The organism is Citrobacter sp. RHBSTW-01044, from assembly GCF_013781945.1.
In the GTDB taxonomy this organism is placed as follows: domain Bacteria; phylum Pseudomonadota; class Gammaproteobacteria; order Enterobacterales; family Enterobacteriaceae; genus Citrobacter; species Citrobacter braakii.
Genome location: NZ_CP056180.1, coordinates 1,443,039 through 1,458,855, shown reverse-complemented (window position 1 = coordinate 1,458,855; position 15,817 = coordinate 1,443,039). Strand labels below are relative to the sequence as shown.

Below are 15,817 nucleotides of genomic sequence, written 5' to 3'. Positions count from 1 at the left end.
CCACCTTTCATTTTAACTCTTCCAGTTTGGATATCGCCTGACGCTGATTTTTAAGAAACCAGAGCTGCCACTCCATCATCTGCTGTTCGGCTACGCTTTTATTCTCAAATTGCGCAAGCCAGGCCTCATCTTCACTACTTCTGGCGTCTATCGGGACGCTGGTCAGTAATGCTCTGATTTCGGGTAGCGGGCGTTTCAGGCGCGCTTCCGCACTGTATAGCGCCCGCCAGGCATCTTTCAGCTGCGCGAGTCGAAAACTGATGGCGGTATCAAACATCCGCTGCACCAACTGTTGCCGCTTAAGGATCAGCCGATAATTAAGCGCGGGCTGGCTCATCAAAATAGCCTGCTGAGCGGCGCGTGGGTTATCAGGCGCGAGCTGCGTGACCGGATATTTCCCCGTGTTCGCATCCGCAAGGATCCGCTGTCCTTCCGGGCTTAACAGATAGCGGATAAAGCGACGCGCTTCGTTGGGGTGCTGGCTATTCTTGAGTACGGCAACATAGGTGGGTGACACCGCCGAGCGAGGGAAATAGGTAAAAGTAAGGTGCGGATCGTTAAGCAACAGGTTGGCATAGTTATCAATAACCGGCCCCGCCACGCCCAGACCGCTCTTAATTTTGTCGGCCACGCCAAAACTGCGTGATGAAATCGTTACCAGATTACCGGCGCTGGCCAACAGCGTCGCCCAGCCCTCTTCCCACCCTTTCTGTTGCAGCAGCGACTCAACCATCAGGTGGTTGGTATCGGAACGCGACGGGCTACTCATCAACAGCGCGTTCTGATATTTAGGCTGCGTTAAATCCCCCCAGTCGGCAGGCGGCGGAAGATGCCGCGCCGCCAGCGCAGAACGATTAATCAACAGGCCAAACCCTGATATCGCCACAGCCACGGAGGTCGAACGAATCGAGTCTGGCACCAGCCGCTGGCTTTCAGGCAGCGCATTATCGAAAGGCGCCAGCTTCTGGTGCTCCTGAAGATGCTGCAACAGCATGGGTGATGAGGTCAAAATCAGATCGACGTTTTCTGCATTCGCAGTATCCAGCAACTGTTCCAGCGAACCGCTGGTCCGGTTTAACGTGCGAATCATCACTGACCCTGGCTCCGTCTGCCAGCGCTGGATAATCCAGGCCGTGGCCCCTGGGGAAAAGGTGGTCGCCATCACCAGCTCTTTACCCAGGACCTGGCAGCTCGCCGACAGCGACATAAAACAGAGCAAGAATGCCCAAAAACGCCCCCGGCCCAACAGTCTGTTTGTGATCCCGTTCATAAATACCAACATGTACAAAAAATAATATTGAGACAAAACTTACCCGTTTATCACCGCTGGGGGGAAGAATAAGGTTATTCGTAGAATAACCAAACGGAAAGTGACGACATCAGTAAAGAATACCCGAAAATGCAGCCTGAATTTGTTAATACCCGCACACGCCGATGATAAAAATGTCCGTGAAAGAATAGAATTGAAAATCCATTATTAAAAAAGAGTCAAAATCTGCCACGCCGCCAGAAAATTGAGTCAATAGTGACACATTTCATCAACTTGAGTTTCTTTGCCGTCTATTTCACTCTTCACTGCGAAAAATCCTGATATTCACATCAATAAAAAATTAGGTGATGATATGTTATCAATATTTAAGGCAGGACCAGCGGCGAATAAAGTCCCGGCGGAGAAAGTCCAGGCAACTTATGGCCGATACCGCATTCAGGCATTACTCAGCGTATTTCTTGGCTATCTTGCGTACTATATTGTGCGCAATAACTTCACGCTCTCGACTCCATACCTGAAGGAGCACCTGGATCTCAGCGCTACGCAGATTGGTTTACTTAGCAGCTGCATGCTTATTGCCTATGGGATCAGTAAAGGCATTATGAGCAGTCTGGCAGACAAGGCCAGCCCGAAAGTCTTCATGGCATGCGGCCTGATCCTGTGCGCTATCGTCAACGTAGGCCTGGGGTTCAGTACCGGATTCTGGATATTTGCCGCGCTGGTCGTTTTCAACGGTTTGTTTCAGGGGATGGGCGTTGGCCCTTCATTTATTACCATCGCTAACTGGTTTCCACGTAAAGAACGTGGACGCGTTGGCGCATTCTGGAATATCTCACACAACGTTGGCGGTGGTATTGTCGCCCCGATTGTTGGCGCCGCGTTTGCCATTTTGGGGAGCGAACACTGGCAAAGCGCCAGCTATATTGTTCCGGCCTGTGTTGCCGTACTGTTTGCTTTTATTGTGCTGATGCTGGGGAAAGGTTCACCACGCCAGGAGGGTTTACCGGCTCTGGAACAAATGATGCCGGAAGAAAAAGTCGTATTAAATTCCCGACACGCTGTCCAGGCGCCAGAAAATATGAGTGCCTTCCAGATCTTCTGCACCTATGTATTGCGTAATAAAAATGCCTGGTATGTTTCACTGGTAGACGTTTTTGTCTATATGGTGCGTTTTGGTATGATTAGCTGGCTGCCAATTTATTTATTAACCGAAAAACATTTCTCGAAAGAGCAAATGAGCATAGCTTTTCTGTTTTTCGAATGGGCGGCAATTCCTTCCACATTACTGGCGGGTTGGCTCACCGATAAACTGTTTAAAGGCCGTCGCATGCCGCTGGCCATGATCTGTATGGCGCTGATTTTCGTCTGCCTGATCGGTTACTGGAAAAGTGAATCGCTGCTGATGGTCACTATTTTTGCCGCCATCGTGGGTTGCCTGATTTATGTTCCGCAGTTCCTGGCCTCCGTTCAGACCATGGAAATCGTCCCCAGCTTCGCAGTAGGTTCTGCGGTAGGGTTACGCGGATTCATGAGCTACATTTTTGGCGCATCGCTGGGAACCAGCCTGTTTGGCGTGATGGTCGATAAAATGGGATGGCATGGCGGCTTCTATCTGTTGATGGGCGGGATTGTCTGCTGCATCCTGTTCTGCTACCTCTCCCATCGCGGCGCGCTGGAACTCGAACAACAACGGAAAAACGCTCAGCAAGAGGAAGCGTCACTCCAGTTGGCTGATGCCCGGTAACCGATTTGAGTCTCGCAAAAAGTGCCAGCGATGCTGGCACTTCAATACATTCAGATAAAGAATAAATAGCTCAACGTGATAATTTATTGCTTACCGTAACCCACCATAAAGCGGATGATCAAACCGCATGCTGGGGCAAGAAAAAGGAATAATCCGGTAACCATCTCGTTACCATTGGTCAACTGCATAGTAAAAACGTAAATTAATGCCGTGAGTATGGCCATGCCGATAAAAGCACTTATTGACGCCGCAGTCCCCATAACCTGCCAGATATAGCAACTGACGCTCAGAATGCTCAACGCGAGAAAGATCCAAAAATAGAACATAGCGATACCTCCTGTTTGCCGTAAAAATTTACGTAAGTCCTTACACTCCCTTGAGTTTATATTCTAAGACAATTCCCAATGGTTCGCAATTTAAGCAACTTTTTCGTTACAAAAATCACTCAATCACTGACTACTAATTTATTCGACAGCCGTTTATTTAATCGTCATAAAAACAACGCATTATATAACGACTCATTTTTGACCTTAATCGCCGTAAAAACATTTACGCATCTTGAGTAATTATTTCTGGCTGACATTAATATTCGGGTGTACATTGAGCGTCCGATCATTCATGCCCCTTCCTGGTTTTGTCCTGACTCAGTTTTACACTCTTTACAGGAACCAATGTCGTTCATGGCGGCCTAACGATCAGTACAGACTGTAAAGCGGCAGACTAAAGAATCTTCGCGATACACCTATTTCGTATCAACAACAGGTGCTTATGTTCCCCCAATGTAAATTTTCACGCGCGTTTTTGCATCCGCGCTACTGGCTCACATGGTTTGGCGTCGGTGTGCTCTGGTTACTGGTACAACTTCCCTATCCCGTGTTGTGTTTTCTTGGTACCCGTACAGGAACGCTGGCTCGTCCATTTTTAAAGCGCCGTGAATCTATTGCTCATAAAAATCTCGAACTCTGTTTCCCAAATCTGTCGCAAGAAGAAAGAGACAAACTGGTCGATGAGAACTTCCGTTCACTCGGCATGGCGCTGCTTGAAACGGGTATGGCCTGGTTCTGGCCAGATCGCCGGGTACGCAAATGGTTTGATGTAGAAGGGCTGGACAACCTGAAACGCGCACAGATGCAAAACCGTGGCGTGATGGTGGTAGGCGTACACTTTATGTCACTCGAATTGGGTGGTCGCGTAATGGGACTTTGCCAACCGATGATGGCAACCTATCGCCCGCACAACAATAAGTTGATGGAGTGGATCCAAACCCGCGGTCGTATGCGCTCCAACAAGGCCATGATCGGCAGAAATAATCTGCGCGGTATTGTCGGCGCCCTGAAAAAAGGGGAAGCGGTATGGTTTGCCCCCGATCAGGACTACGGTCGTAAAGGGAGTTCATTCGCCCCTTTCTTCGCAGTCAAAAACGTCGCGACCACCAACGGTACTTACGTGCTGTCACGGTTATCGGGCGCAGCGATGCTGACCGTAACCATGGTGAGAAAAGCAGATAACTCCGGTTACCGCCTGTTCATCACGCCAGAAATGGAAGGTTATCCAACAGATGAAAGCCAGGCAGCGGCGTATATGAACAAAATTATCGAAAAAGAGATCATGCGCGCGCCCGAGCAGTATCTCTGGATCCACCGTCGCTTCAAAACTCGCCCGATGGGTGAAGCCTCGTTATATATCTAAAAAGAAAGGCCGAAAGGCCTTTCTTTTTTTCTGCGCCTGAATTACTTCACGCCCCACTTGTTCTGTAATTCAGCCATTCGCTCATTGTAGTTACGGGCTATACACGCTGGCTTATCCTGCTCTTTCCAGCATTCGTTACGCCCTTTCACCCAGCCACGTTGCTCTGCTTTGAGCGTCGGGTTATTACTCGATTTCACCAGCGCCTGCTTGTAGGCCCCGTTCAATGCCAAATCCATGGCTGAGAGCGAAGGACTTTGACAGATAACCTCTTCGATACTGCCCTTTGCTACCGCAGAACAGGAAAAAGAAGGGCCGTTGCTGGTCGATTTCTTTGCCCCTGAAAAGTCGATATTGTCTTCAGGCAGGCAAATCCCGTGCTTACGATTAGGCCCGGTCCAGGAAACGTCCGGATTCCCGTCATCTTTACGGGAGATAGACACGGTATTGTTACCGCTTTTTGCTTCCCAGTAATTTTCATTGAAGGCCTTTACCGTCGCCTTAGTGCCATCAATCCAGATATTGCCTTTACCATCACTATTCACACCACCAATACTTGCGCAGCTGAAATTGAATGCCATCGGCGAGGCCGCCATCGACGTCACTGGCGTAAGAACGAGTGCTAACATCATTAATCTGGTCATTTTTAACCTTTTCATAATCTCATTCCGCGAAAAATTAACCGCATTAACATCATGGAGATATGAGAATTCTCCGAGTAAACATTTCGTCGCTCAATAGCAATTTATTACCGACAGAAATTAAACTGTCGCCGAATCACGACACTTGTAAGTTATTAAAATTAAATAAAAAAATGCCTCTTGTCTCACCTCATTTTTAGGCGTACATTAGCGCCGTCTGGAGCATAAAAGCTCAGAATTCTGAGGTGATGCAGACAAGCAAACGAAGGGAATTCTCCATTTCGTTTACGCGTGCATCAGCTCTCTGTCAGGTTAGCATATGTTCATTTAGACGTACCTCAGGTACGCGGAGAGATGAAAAGTGAAATATTTCTTTATGGGCATTTCTTTTATGGTCATCGTTTGGGCCGGTACTTTCGCCCTGATGATCTAAATTAAAAGACGCAGCAAAAAAAACAGGAGCCTGATGGCTCCTGTTTGCTTTTGGGGAAACGTGTTGTTAGTCGGTACTTTCAGTGGCCGATTTTGCACTGGCAGGCAGTAAGCCATCGGCGCGGAACATTGCTTTGATGCCACGGATCGCCTGGCGGGTACGGTCGCGGTTTTCAATTAACGCAAAGCGCACGTGCGTATCACCATAATCACCAAAACCAATCCCCGGCGAAACGCATACCTTCGCCTCGTTCAGCAGTTTCTTGGCAAATTCAAGTGAGCCCATCGCGGCGTATTGCTCTGGGATTTTCGCCCAAACGTACATCGAGGCCTTGGGCATCTCGACCATCCACCCGGCTTCATGCAGCCCCTTAACCAGCACATCTCGACGACGTTTATATTGCTCAGCAATATCCCGCACGCACTGCTGATCGCCTTCCAGCGCGGCGATTGCTGCAACCTGCAACGGAGTAAAGGTTCCGTAATCGTGATAGCTCTTAATTCGAGCCAGCGCGTTCACCAGCGTTTTGTTACCTACCATAAAACCGATACGCCAGCCCGCCATGTTGTAGCTTTTCGATAGGGTGAAAAACTCCACCGCGACATCACGAGCGCCCGGTACCTCCATAATCGACGGCGCTTTCCAGCCATCGTAGACGATATCGGCATAGGCCAGGTCATGAACCACCAGCACGTCATAGCGTTTAGCCAGGGCCACAACTTTTTCGAAGAACTCCAGCTCGACGCACTGCGCAGTCGGGTTGGAAGGAAAACCTAAGATCATCATCTTCGGTTTCGGGTAGCTTTCGCGAATCGCGCGCTCCAGCTCATTAAAGAAATCGACGCCTTCGACCAGCGGCACTGAGCGTACCTGCGCGCCGGCAATCACCGCGCCATAAATATGGATCGGATAACTCGGGTTCGGTACGAGGACCGTATCGCCGTGATCCAGCGTGGCCAGCATCAGGTGCGCCAATCCTTCTTTCGAGCCAATCGTCACAATCGCTTCGGATTCCGGATCGATCTCAACGTCATAGCGTTCCTGGTACCAACGGGAAATCGCCCGACGCAGACGCGGAATGCCGCGCGAGGTGGAGTAACCGTGCGTATCCGGGCGCTGCGCCACGGTACAGAGTTTTTCGACGATGTGAGGAGGCGTGGCCCCATCCGGGTTCCCCATGCTGAAATCGATAATATCTTCGCCGCGCCGACGCGCAGCCATCTTTAGCTCAGCAGTGATGTTAAAAACGTAAGGGGGAAGGCGATCAATACGCGTAAAGCGACGTTCAGGGCGGGAGTCAGCCATAATATCCTCAGATTAACGTTAGCGCCCGGACCGTCCGAGCGACGCTGCCACGATGGTGGCACGTTTAGAAAATAGCCTGAATAATTTCCTTCTGTCGAGAGGCAAAACAAAATATTTTTTATTGAGATAAAAGAGGAATAGCCAGAAAAAATGAGGAAATAAAATTTTTCACACTCCGCTTAAAATTACCACCGTTTAACATTTTATTGTTAAACATATTACTTTGCGCGCTCCGTTGACAGGACAGGCATTGTAAATACAACAACCATGCAACAATCCCCTTTTAATATTAAGGTTTTTCCCCATTAGCTACAGGCTGCGGGTTTGCTGGTCATCCAGCCTCAGGTTACCTATCATAGAGGTTTAACCCTTGCGCAAGAGTCACCCGTGCACGAAATATTCAATATGCTGCTGGCGGTATTCGACCGGGCAGCGCTGATGCTGTTCTGTCTGTTTTTCCTGATTCGTATCCGCCTGTTTCGCGAACTGTTGCACAAGTCAGCCCACTCCCCGAAAGAGCTGCTCGCCGTTACCGCGATTTTCTCAATGTTTGCCCTGTTCAGTACCTGGTCCGGCGTACCGGTTGAAGGCTCACTGGTTAACGTACGTATTATTGCAGTCATGTCAGGGGGAATTCTGTTCGGTCCCTGGGTCGGTATCATTACAGGCCTGATCGCGGGCACCCACCGCTACCTGATCGACATCGGCGGCGTAACCGCCCTGCCCTGCTTTATCACCAGCATTCTGGCAGGCTGCATTGCCGGCTGGATCAACCGTAGGATCCCCAAAGCGCAGCACTGGCGTGCGGGTATTTTAGGCGGAATGCTGTGCGAATCTCTGACCATGATCCTCGTCGTCGCCTGGGCGCCCACCACCGAACTGGGGCTGGATATCGTTTCGAAGATCGGCATCCCAATGATTCTTGGTAGTGTCTGCATTGGATTTATCGTCATGCTGGTGCAAAGCGTGGAAGGCGAGAAAGAAGCCAGCGCCGCGAAGCAGGCTAAGCTGGCTCTGGATATCGCCAACAAAACTCTGCCGCTTTTTCGCCAGGTCAATAGCGAATCGCTTCGCCAGGTGTGCGAAATTATTCGCCATGATATCCATGCTGATGCCGTCGCTATTACCAACACCCAGCACGTGCTGGCCTACGTTGGCGTGGGTGAACTTAACTACCGCGATAATGATGATTTCGTCAGTCCGACTACGCAACAGGCGATCAATTACGGAAAAATCATCATTAAAAACAATGATGAAGCGCACCGTACGCCGGAAATACACTCCATGCTGGTGATTCCGCTTTGGGAGAAAGGTGTTGTCACCGGTACGCTAAAAATCTACTACTGTCACGCCCACCAGATAACCTCCTCGCTACAAGAAATGGCCATCGGCCTGTCGCAAATTATCTCGACTCAGCTGGAAGTCTCCCGGGCGGAGCAGCTACGCGAAATGGCAAATAAGGCAGAGCTGCGTGCGCTACAAAGTAAAATAAATCCCCATTTCCTGTTTAACGCCCTGAACGCAATTTCATCGTCGGTGCGACTGAATCCAGACACAGCGCGCCAGCTGATTTTTAATTTATCGCGCTATCTTCGCTATAATATTGAATTAAAAGACGATGAGCAGATCGACATCAAAAAAGAGCTGTATCAAATCAAGGATTACATCGCCATCGAACAGGCCCGTTTTGGCGACAAGCTGACGGTTATTTATGATATCGATGAAGAGGTAAGCTGTTATATTCCCAGCCTGCTGATTCAGCCGCTGGTAGAGAACGCTATCGTCCATGGGATTCAGCCCTGCAAAGGAAAAGGGGTGGTCACCATCAGCGTTGCGGAGTGCGGTAATCGGGTACGGATTGCCGTGCGGGATACGGGCCACGGTATCGATCCAAAAGTGATTGAACGGGTCGAATCCAATGAAATGCCGGGCAATAAAATTGGTCTGTTGAATGTGCATCATCGCGTTAAGCTGCTCTACGGCGAGGGCCTCCATATCCGCCGTCTGGAGCCAGGCACTGAGATTGCCTTTTATGTGCCTAATCAGCACTCGCCCGCAGCCGCACCGGCCACATTGTTGCTTTAACCAGGAGTGAAGTCGTGAAAGTCATCATTGTTGAAGATGAATTCCTGGCCCAACAGGAACTTAGCTGGCTGATAAAAGAGCACAGCCAGATGGAGATTGTCGGCACATTTGACGACGGTCTGGACGTGCTGAAATATCTCCAGCACAACCGCGTTGACGCCATTTTTCTGGATATCAATATTCCCTCGCTGGATGGCGTCCTGTTGGCGCAAAACATCAGCCAGTTCGCGCACAAGCCCTTTATTGTCTTTATTACCGCGTGGAAAGAGCACGCTGTTGAAGCCTTTGAACTGGAGGCCTTTGACTACATCCTGAAGCCGTATCAGGAATCACGCATCGTCGGCATGCTGCAAAAGCTGGAAGCCGCCTGGCAGCAACAGCAAACGGGAATTTCGCCTGCCAGTCCGGTGACCCGCGAAAACGATACAATCAATCTGATCAAAGATGAGCGGATCATCGTGACCCCGATCAACGACATCTACTACGCAGAAGCCCATGAAAAGATGACGTTTGTCTACACCCGGCGCGAATCGTACGTGATGCCGATGAACATCACTGAATTTTGCAGCAAATTGCCTGCTTCGCATTTCTTCCGCTGCCACCGCTCGTTCTGTGTGAATCTGAATAAAATCCGCGAGATCGAACCCTGGTTTAACAACACCTACATTTTGCGCTTAAAAGATCTGGAATTTGAAATCCCGGTGAGTCGGAGTAAAGTGAAAGAGTTCAGGCAGTTAATGCACTTATAGCGCAGAGAAAGAGCGATGAAAGAGCCAGGCCTCCCCGCAGACCAACAGTTTTTCGCCGATCTGTTCAGCGGCCTGGTATTGAACCCAAAGCGTCTTGGCCGCGTGTGGTTCGCGTCCCAGCCCACCACGTTACCGTCCGGCAGTTTGTGTATTGACCTTCCGCGCCTCGATATCGTGCTGCGTGGCGAATACAGTAATCAACTGGAAAAACAGCAGCATAGTCTGCCTGAAGGCGACATGCTGTTTATCCCGGCGAAAGCGGCGAATTTGCCCGGTAGCGATAAACCCGTGATGCTACTGAGTCTGGTGTTTTCTCCGGCCTGGCTGGGGCTCTCTTTTTACGATAATCGAACGGCATCGCTGTTACGTCCGATCCGCCGTATTGAGTTACCACATCCGCAGCGCGGCGAAGGCGAGGCGATGCTCACCGCATTAACCCATTTAAGCCGCTCTCCTCAGGCCCAGGATATTATTCAGCCGCTGGTGCTTAGCCTGCTGCATCTGTGTCGTAGCGTGGTGAATACCCGCCCTGACACAGAGCGTCCGCGCGCTGAATTTCTCTATCACAGTATGTGTAACTGGGTGCAGGATAACTATGCCCAACCGCTGACCCGGGAAAGCGTAGCGCAGTTTTTTAATATCACGCCCAACCACCTGTCAAAAGTGTTTGCCCAGCACGGCACCATGGGGTTCGTCGAGTATCTGCGGTGGGTCAGAATGGCGAAGGCGCGCATCATCTTACAGAAATACCATCTGTCGATTAGCGAAGTCGCACAGCGGTGCGGGTATCAGGACAGTAATTATTTCTGCCGCCTGTTCCGGCGTCAGTTTGGCCTGACTCCGGGAGAGTACAGCGTACGTTTTCAGTCAGCACGTTAAGTGAGACAACGCCAACAGGTTAGTAATATCCGTTTGCATCGTTGTAAAATAACGGCATGTAGCTCCCCCTTCAGGCTTACTCAATAAAGTGAATATGCGATGAAAAACAGACGTGCACTCTCCCTGATGTGTTTTCAGATGCTGGAATCAGGTGCGGATCGTCAGACCGTGAAAAGAGCCCTTACCTCCCGCCGTGTTAAAGCTCGCCAGGCGGTGGTTCTGCTCTGTAAGCAAGAAATGACGCTCTTAAGAGCCGGGAAACTGCCGGTGCCAAACGCGCCGCATTGATGATGCCGCTTTCCGGTCGCGTTCACCCAGCCTGCAACCAGATCGTCGCAGGCTGGAGAGCACTCTTTCAATGAAGCTTAAAACGTCAGTTCCGCCTCCAGCAACGCGAGAATACTGTCGGCATTTTCAGCGGCAAACAACGACTGGCGGAACGGCTTGTTCACCAGCTTACGCGCCAGCTGCGAGAAGACCTTCACGTGGTTAATGCCTTCATCAGCCCCCAGCGTCAGCATGATAACCAGTTCCACTTCGCCCATCTCTGACTGCCAGTCAACGGGATGAGCAAGCCGGGCAATACTGATGCTGGAATGGCGGATCCACTGGGACTTAGTGTGCGGAATAGCCACACCAAAACCGACAGCAGTGGTGACTATCTCTTCGCGCTGCCAGATATCTTCCTCCAGCTCAAACGGATGTTCAGTTCGCCCATTAACACCAAGATTGCCGCACAGAAACTGAATCACCTGCTCTTTGTTACTCAGAGATTCACCAACAAAGATGTTCTCCCGCGCCAGCAGCGGACGCACGTCTTTCTGCGGTGCAAACTGGTTGAGCAGATCTTCTATCTCTTGAGCGCTACGGCACTCACAGGCCCGTATGGCGAGTTCACGGCATGCCTGGCCCTCCAGTTGACGAAGCTGACTTTTCACCGCCGGAATACGTGGACTGCTCATGCTCAGCTCGTCGAGTCCTAAGCCCAGTAGCAGCGGTAAATAGCGTCCTTCGCCCCCCAGTTCGCCGCAAATGCCCACCCATTTACCGCGTTCGTGCGCCACGCGGACAATCTGCTGCAACATTCGCAGGAACGACGGCGTAATCGGGTTGTACAACGGCGAAACGCGCGGGTTATTACGATCGACGGCGTACAGGTACTGGGTCATGTCGTTTGAACCAATACTGAAGAAATCCACCTCATCGCAGAAATGGTCGATGATGTAACACACCGACGGCACTTCAACCATAATCCCCAATGAAATTGTCGGAGCATGGCGTAAACCGTCGCCTTTCAGTGCCACCAGCGCTTTTTGCAGTTCGCTTTTTACCCACAAAATCTGGTCAAGGCTGTGCACCATTGGGATCATCAGCTGCGCATTGCCGAAGGTTGCCGCACGTAAGATGGCGCGCAGCTGCGTGCGAAACAATCCAGCAAACTCTGGATAAATTCGCACCGCGCGGTAGCCCAGGAACGGATTCTCTTCCTGCGGAATATTGAGGTAACGGATATTTTTATCCCCCCCAATATCCATGGTGCGAAAGATAACCGGCTTGTCGCCCGCGGCCAATAAGACCTGCTGGTAGGCTTCAAACTGTTCCTGCTCGTCGGGAGCGCTGTCGCGGTCCATAAACAGCATTTCAGTACGAAACAGCCCAATCCCTTCCGCGCCATTGGCAAACGCCCCCGGCGCTTCCAGCGCGGTACCGATATTCGCTGCAACGTCAATACGCTGATTATCTTTGGTCAGCGCGGGCTGGGCGGCATCCAGCGCCTGCCGCCGCTGGCATTCATCGGCCAGCTTCTGCGCAATCGCGTAATAACCGCGAACCGCATCGTCTGGATTGATGGCCAGTACCCCACAGCGGGCATCCAGTACCGCATGCTGGCCTGCATAGCGGCTAATGGCCTCCAGCGGCAAGCCGCTAAGCACCGGTATAGCCGACGCGCGAGCAAGGATTAGGGTGTGCGATGTGCGCCCTGTTTTCTCCAGGATCATGCCTGACAGATGCTGCAAATTGAGGCTTAAAAACTGGCTGGGCGTCAAATCCTCAGCGACCAGAATCGTCGGCTTATTCAGCACCAGCGCATTGCGCGGACGTCTTTCAGGCCAGGTGATGTGCAGCAGCTGTTCGCTGATATCACGGATATCGCTAACGCGCTCGCGCAGGTAATCGCTACCGGAGGCCGACAGCTTGTCGCACACCTGCTCCATATTGGCGATAATCGCCGCCCCTAACCCCAGATGCTGCTCCCGCATTAAGCGACGAATATTCCCGGCAAACTCGTCGTCCTGAATCAGAGACAGATGGGCGCTGAGGATGGTTTTACTCTCACCCTCACGCTCGCGCAGTTGCTGATTGAGCTGTTCGGCAAGCGTCGCCAGACTATGCTCCAGCCGGGTATTGTCTTCCGCACTCGGCGCAATCGCGCGATAACTTTCCAGATTATCGCTCTGCCAAAGCGTGAGCGAACCTGCCCCCACGCCCCCTGCAAGCACGGTGCCATAAAGAAGGTCTGGGTTGAGGCGAATCAGCGAACGCGGCAACGGATGCGCCGCCAGTTCCGCCGGCGTCGGCTGAACGCTGTCGCTGTCAATAAACCGGTGCAGGAGGTACTCCTCCAGCTCTCGCCGGGCCTGTTCTTCATCGCGACCGGTGATGGTTAAGCTACAACTGTCATTAAACAGCGTCCCGGTGCCAATCAGCGCCAGCGAACTTTTCGCATCTGCTCTGGCGTTCTGGCGATGGTTAAGAAATATCACCTCACTTTGCCACTGGCTGCACTGCTCTTTCAGCTCCCACGCCGGACGCGCATGCAGGCCATTGGGTAGCGGGCAAAGAAATTGAATCGTTAGCATAACAACTCCTGATTAGCGCGAAATCAGCACCTGAAATCCGTCAGATGAACCACGGTTTCGCACGTAAGATGTGAAAGAAGAGCCGACAACAACTGCTGCGTCTGGATGATGTCACGGCAGTCGGCAATCGACGCCGCGCAGTGTCCATGCCGCGTAGCTGGCCCCATGACAACCGTGGGGATCCCCGTGCCGCTTACGTGCACCGCCCCGCCGTCAGTGCCGCCGTTACTGAACATGTCAAGCTGCAGGGTAATGCCCGCATCGGTGGCCACGCTTTCAACCCACGCCGTCAGCTTTGGCGAGGCAATCAGCGATTTATCGCTTAACACCAGCATCGGGCCATTACCAATCTGCCGATGGTTGGCCGCACCATGATCAAAGTTTTTGGCCCAGCAGGCGGTATCCAGCACGATCGCCACATCCGGGGCGACCGCACGTGCTGCTGTTTGTCCTCCGCGCAGTCCCACTTCTTCACTGGAACTGGCCACCAGCCAGACCTCACATGGGAGAATGGCGTTATGCAATTCGCGCAGCAGCGCCACCAGCAAATAACATCCAAGTCGATCATCAAAGGCTTTGCCCATGACTCGCTGGTGCGGCAAAACCTGAAACGTCGTGTCAAAGGTGACGCGATCGCCAGGGCGTACGCCGGCCTGAAGTACCTCGTCATAAGACCGCGCGCCAATGTCCACCTGCAGCGCACTGACGTCATTACCGCTGCGCACTCCGTCGAGCAGACCGGGAATTTTGCTCTCTTCACGGGTAGTGATCCGCACCGGCTGCAATTGCCTGGCCGCCATACGCACATTTCCCACCGGCAATACATCGATCGCTCCTTCGCTGGAAATACTGCGCACGATAAATCCCACTTCATCCATATGCGCGCAGATCATTACCTTCGGACCGGTTGATTCATTCAGACGGATCAGCACCGATCCCAGGCCGTCAAAGCGCACCTCTTTATGTAGACGATCCGCCTCTTCAAGCAGGATCTGACGCACTTCCTGTTCTGAAGAGGCGATCGCGTCCGCCTCGCTCAGCGCCTTCAGTAGCGATAAGTCCATTACGCCTCTCCCGTGTGTAACAATGTTTTCGCCATGGTGTAGAGCACCTCGCCGCCGTCTGGCGTAACCAGCACCACATCCTCAATACGCACGCCTCCCTGCCCCGGCAGATAAATACCTGGCTCAACGGTGAGCAGCATGCCAGCCGCCAGAGGCGTCGCGTCGGTGGGGGAAAAACGGGGATTTTCATGCACCTCAATGCCGATAGCGTGTCCGGTATTGTGACCAAACTCATCGCCATAACCCGCCAGCGTAATGACCTGCCTGGCTGCGGCGTCAACCTCATGGCAACGCCGACCTGGTCGAATTGCTGCCACCGCCGCACGCTGCGCCGCCAGGACAATCTGATACACGGAAAACAGCGGGCTTTCTTGCGCTGGCTGGTTTGCGTCTGGGATGCGAAAGGTTCTCGTCATATCCGAACAATAGCCCTGATACTGCGCGCCAAAATCCAGCGTGATGAACTCACCCGCCTCGACACGCTTGTCGCTGGCTTTACCGTGCGGCAGCGCGCCGCGCCAGCCGCTGGCGACAATGGTGTCAAAAGAGGGTTTGTCTGCACCGAGCGTACGCATGTACCACTCCAGTTCAGCGGCGATTTCGCGCTCACTGAGGCCGGGTTGAATAAAGCGGCGAATATGTTCAGCACTAAGGTCAGCTATCCGGCAGGCTTCGCGAATGCAGGCTATCTCCTGCGCCGTTTTTACCTGCCGGAGCACATCCGGCACGGCACTCACTAGTCGCGCAAGCAGTTTGCCCGACCATCCATTCGCCGTATTCCAGCTTACCTGCTCGCCTTCAAATCCCACCGTCTGCAGCTTTTCGTCAGCAATAATGTGATTCACCCGTGAATACAGCGTCTGCGCGCCATCAAGTAGATGGATCTGATAGCCCTGAGTACGCGTGGCAACATCGGTGTAGTAACGGGCGTCGACCAGAATATGCGCGCTTTGATGGCTGATAAACACAAACCCTGAACCGCTGGAGATCCCCATATGCGGCTGTTTATTCTGCCGCGATGACAGCAGCATCGCATCGAGATGTTGCGCCGTTAGCCAGTCACGCAGCGAGGCAAGTAAGCTCATGGTCACAATCCTTTT

General features: G+C 52.1%; 14 protein-coding genes. 7 read left to right on the top strand and 7 right to left on the bottom strand.

The window, feature by feature from the left end; all coding sequences use genetic code 11:
- Positions 1 to 7 precede the first annotated feature (7 nt).
- On the bottom strand, positions 8 to 1,207 hold the full coding sequence (pgtC, locus tag HV352_RS06940; protein ID WP_019077323.1) for a phosphoglycerate transport regulator PgtC: 1,200 nt from the start codon (positions 1,205 to 1,207) through the stop codon (positions 8 to 10).
- A gap of 415 nt (positions 1,208 to 1,622) precedes the next feature.
- Between pgtC and pgtP the strand changes: the two genes are divergently transcribed.
- Positions 1,623 to 3,014: a phosphoglycerate transporter PgtP gene (gene pgtP / locus HV352_RS06935; protein WP_016153890.1), complete on the top strand. Its 1,392-nt coding sequence runs from the start codon at positions 1,623 to 1,625 to the stop codon at positions 3,012 to 3,014.
- Positions 3,015 to 3,097: 83 nt separating this feature from the next.
- On the opposite strand, the gene HV352_RS06930 is transcribed toward pgtP, so the two are convergent.
- A complete protein-coding gene (locus HV352_RS06930; RefSeq protein WP_019077325.1) occupies positions 3,098 to 3,340 on the bottom strand; it encodes a DUF2545 family protein in 243 nt (80 codons plus the stop codon).
- A gap of 442 nt (positions 3,341 to 3,782) precedes the next feature.
- Between HV352_RS06930 and lpxP the strand changes: the two genes are divergently transcribed.
- Positions 3,783 to 4,703, top strand: a complete 921-nt coding sequence (gene lpxP / locus HV352_RS06925; RefSeq protein WP_016157070.1) for a kdo(2)-lipid IV(A) palmitoleoyltransferase — start codon at positions 3,783 to 3,785, stop codon at positions 4,701 to 4,703.
- 41 nt (positions 4,704 to 4,744) lie between these two features.
- Here lpxP and HV352_RS06920 read toward each other — a convergent pair whose 3' ends face one another.
- Positions 4,745 to 5,359 (bottom strand): lysozyme inhibitor LprI family protein, encoded by a 615-nt coding sequence (locus tag HV352_RS06920; protein WP_016153893.1) that lies wholly within the window; start codon positions 5,357 to 5,359, stop codon positions 4,745 to 4,747.
- A 343-nt stretch (positions 5,360 to 5,702) separates the two neighbouring features.
- Here HV352_RS06920 and ypdK point away from each other — a divergent pair, with 343 nt between their 5' ends.
- Positions 5,703 to 5,774 (top strand): membrane protein YpdK, encoded by a 72-nt coding sequence (gene ypdK, locus HV352_RS06915; protein WP_010723117.1) that lies wholly within the window; start codon positions 5,703 to 5,705, stop codon positions 5,772 to 5,774.
- Positions 5,775 to 5,840: 66 nt separating this feature from the next.
- On the opposite strand, the gene alaC is transcribed toward ypdK, so the two are convergent.
- A complete protein-coding gene (gene alaC / locus HV352_RS06910; protein ID WP_016153894.1) occupies positions 5,841 to 7,079 on the bottom strand; it encodes an alanine transaminase in 1,239 nt (412 codons plus the stop codon).
- A 387-nt stretch (positions 7,080 to 7,466) separates the two neighbouring features.
- Here alaC and HV352_RS06905 point away from each other — a divergent pair, with 387 nt between their 5' ends.
- The 4 genes from HV352_RS06905 (at position 7,467) to HV352_RS06890 (ending at position 11,080) form a co-directional block, all read left to right on the top strand.
- On the top strand, positions 7,467 to 9,164 hold the full coding sequence (locus HV352_RS06905) for a sensor histidine kinase (RefSeq protein ID WP_029139619.1): 1,698 nt from the start codon (positions 7,467 to 7,469) through the stop codon (positions 9,162 to 9,164).
- Between the two features lie 14 nt (positions 9,165 to 9,178).
- Positions 9,179 to 9,913, top strand: coding sequence for a two-component system response regulator YpdB (gene ypdB / locus HV352_RS06900; RefSeq protein WP_019077329.1), 735 nt, complete (start codon positions 9,179 to 9,181; stop codon positions 9,911 to 9,913).
- Between the two features lie 15 nt (positions 9,914 to 9,928).
- Positions 9,929 to 10,792 (top strand): AraC family transcriptional regulator, encoded by an 864-nt coding sequence (locus tag HV352_RS06895; RefSeq protein ID WP_181635301.1) that lies wholly within the window; start codon positions 9,929 to 9,931, stop codon positions 10,790 to 10,792.
- Between the two features lie 99 nt (positions 10,793 to 10,891).
- Positions 10,892 to 11,080: a hypothetical protein gene (locus tag HV352_RS06890; RefSeq protein WP_032931709.1), complete on the top strand. Its 189-nt coding sequence runs from the start codon at positions 10,892 to 10,894 to the stop codon at positions 11,078 to 11,080.
- Between the two features lie 77 nt (positions 11,081 to 11,157).
- Here HV352_RS06890 and ptsP read toward each other — a convergent pair whose 3' ends face one another.
- Genes ptsP through ypdF form a run of 3 tightly spaced genes read right to left on the bottom strand, consistent with a single transcriptional unit; the run spans position 11,158 to position 15,802 of the window.
- A complete protein-coding gene (ptsP, locus tag HV352_RS06885) occupies positions 11,158 to 13,653 on the bottom strand; it encodes a phosphoenolpyruvate--protein phosphotransferase (RefSeq protein WP_181635300.1) in 2,496 nt (831 codons plus the stop codon).
- A 23-nt stretch (positions 13,654 to 13,676) separates the two neighbouring features.
- Positions 13,677 to 14,717 (bottom strand): aminopeptidase, encoded by a 1,041-nt coding sequence (gene ypdE, locus HV352_RS06880; protein ID WP_169329936.1) that lies wholly within the window; start codon positions 14,715 to 14,717, stop codon positions 13,677 to 13,679.
- Positions 14,717 to 15,802, bottom strand: a complete 1,086-nt coding sequence (gene ypdF / locus HV352_RS06875; RefSeq protein WP_169329935.1) for an aminopeptidase — start codon at positions 15,800 to 15,802, stop codon at positions 14,717 to 14,719. The genes ypdE and ypdF overlap by 1 nt, the downstream gene beginning before the upstream one ends.
- Positions 15,803 to 15,817: the final 15 nt, after the last annotated feature.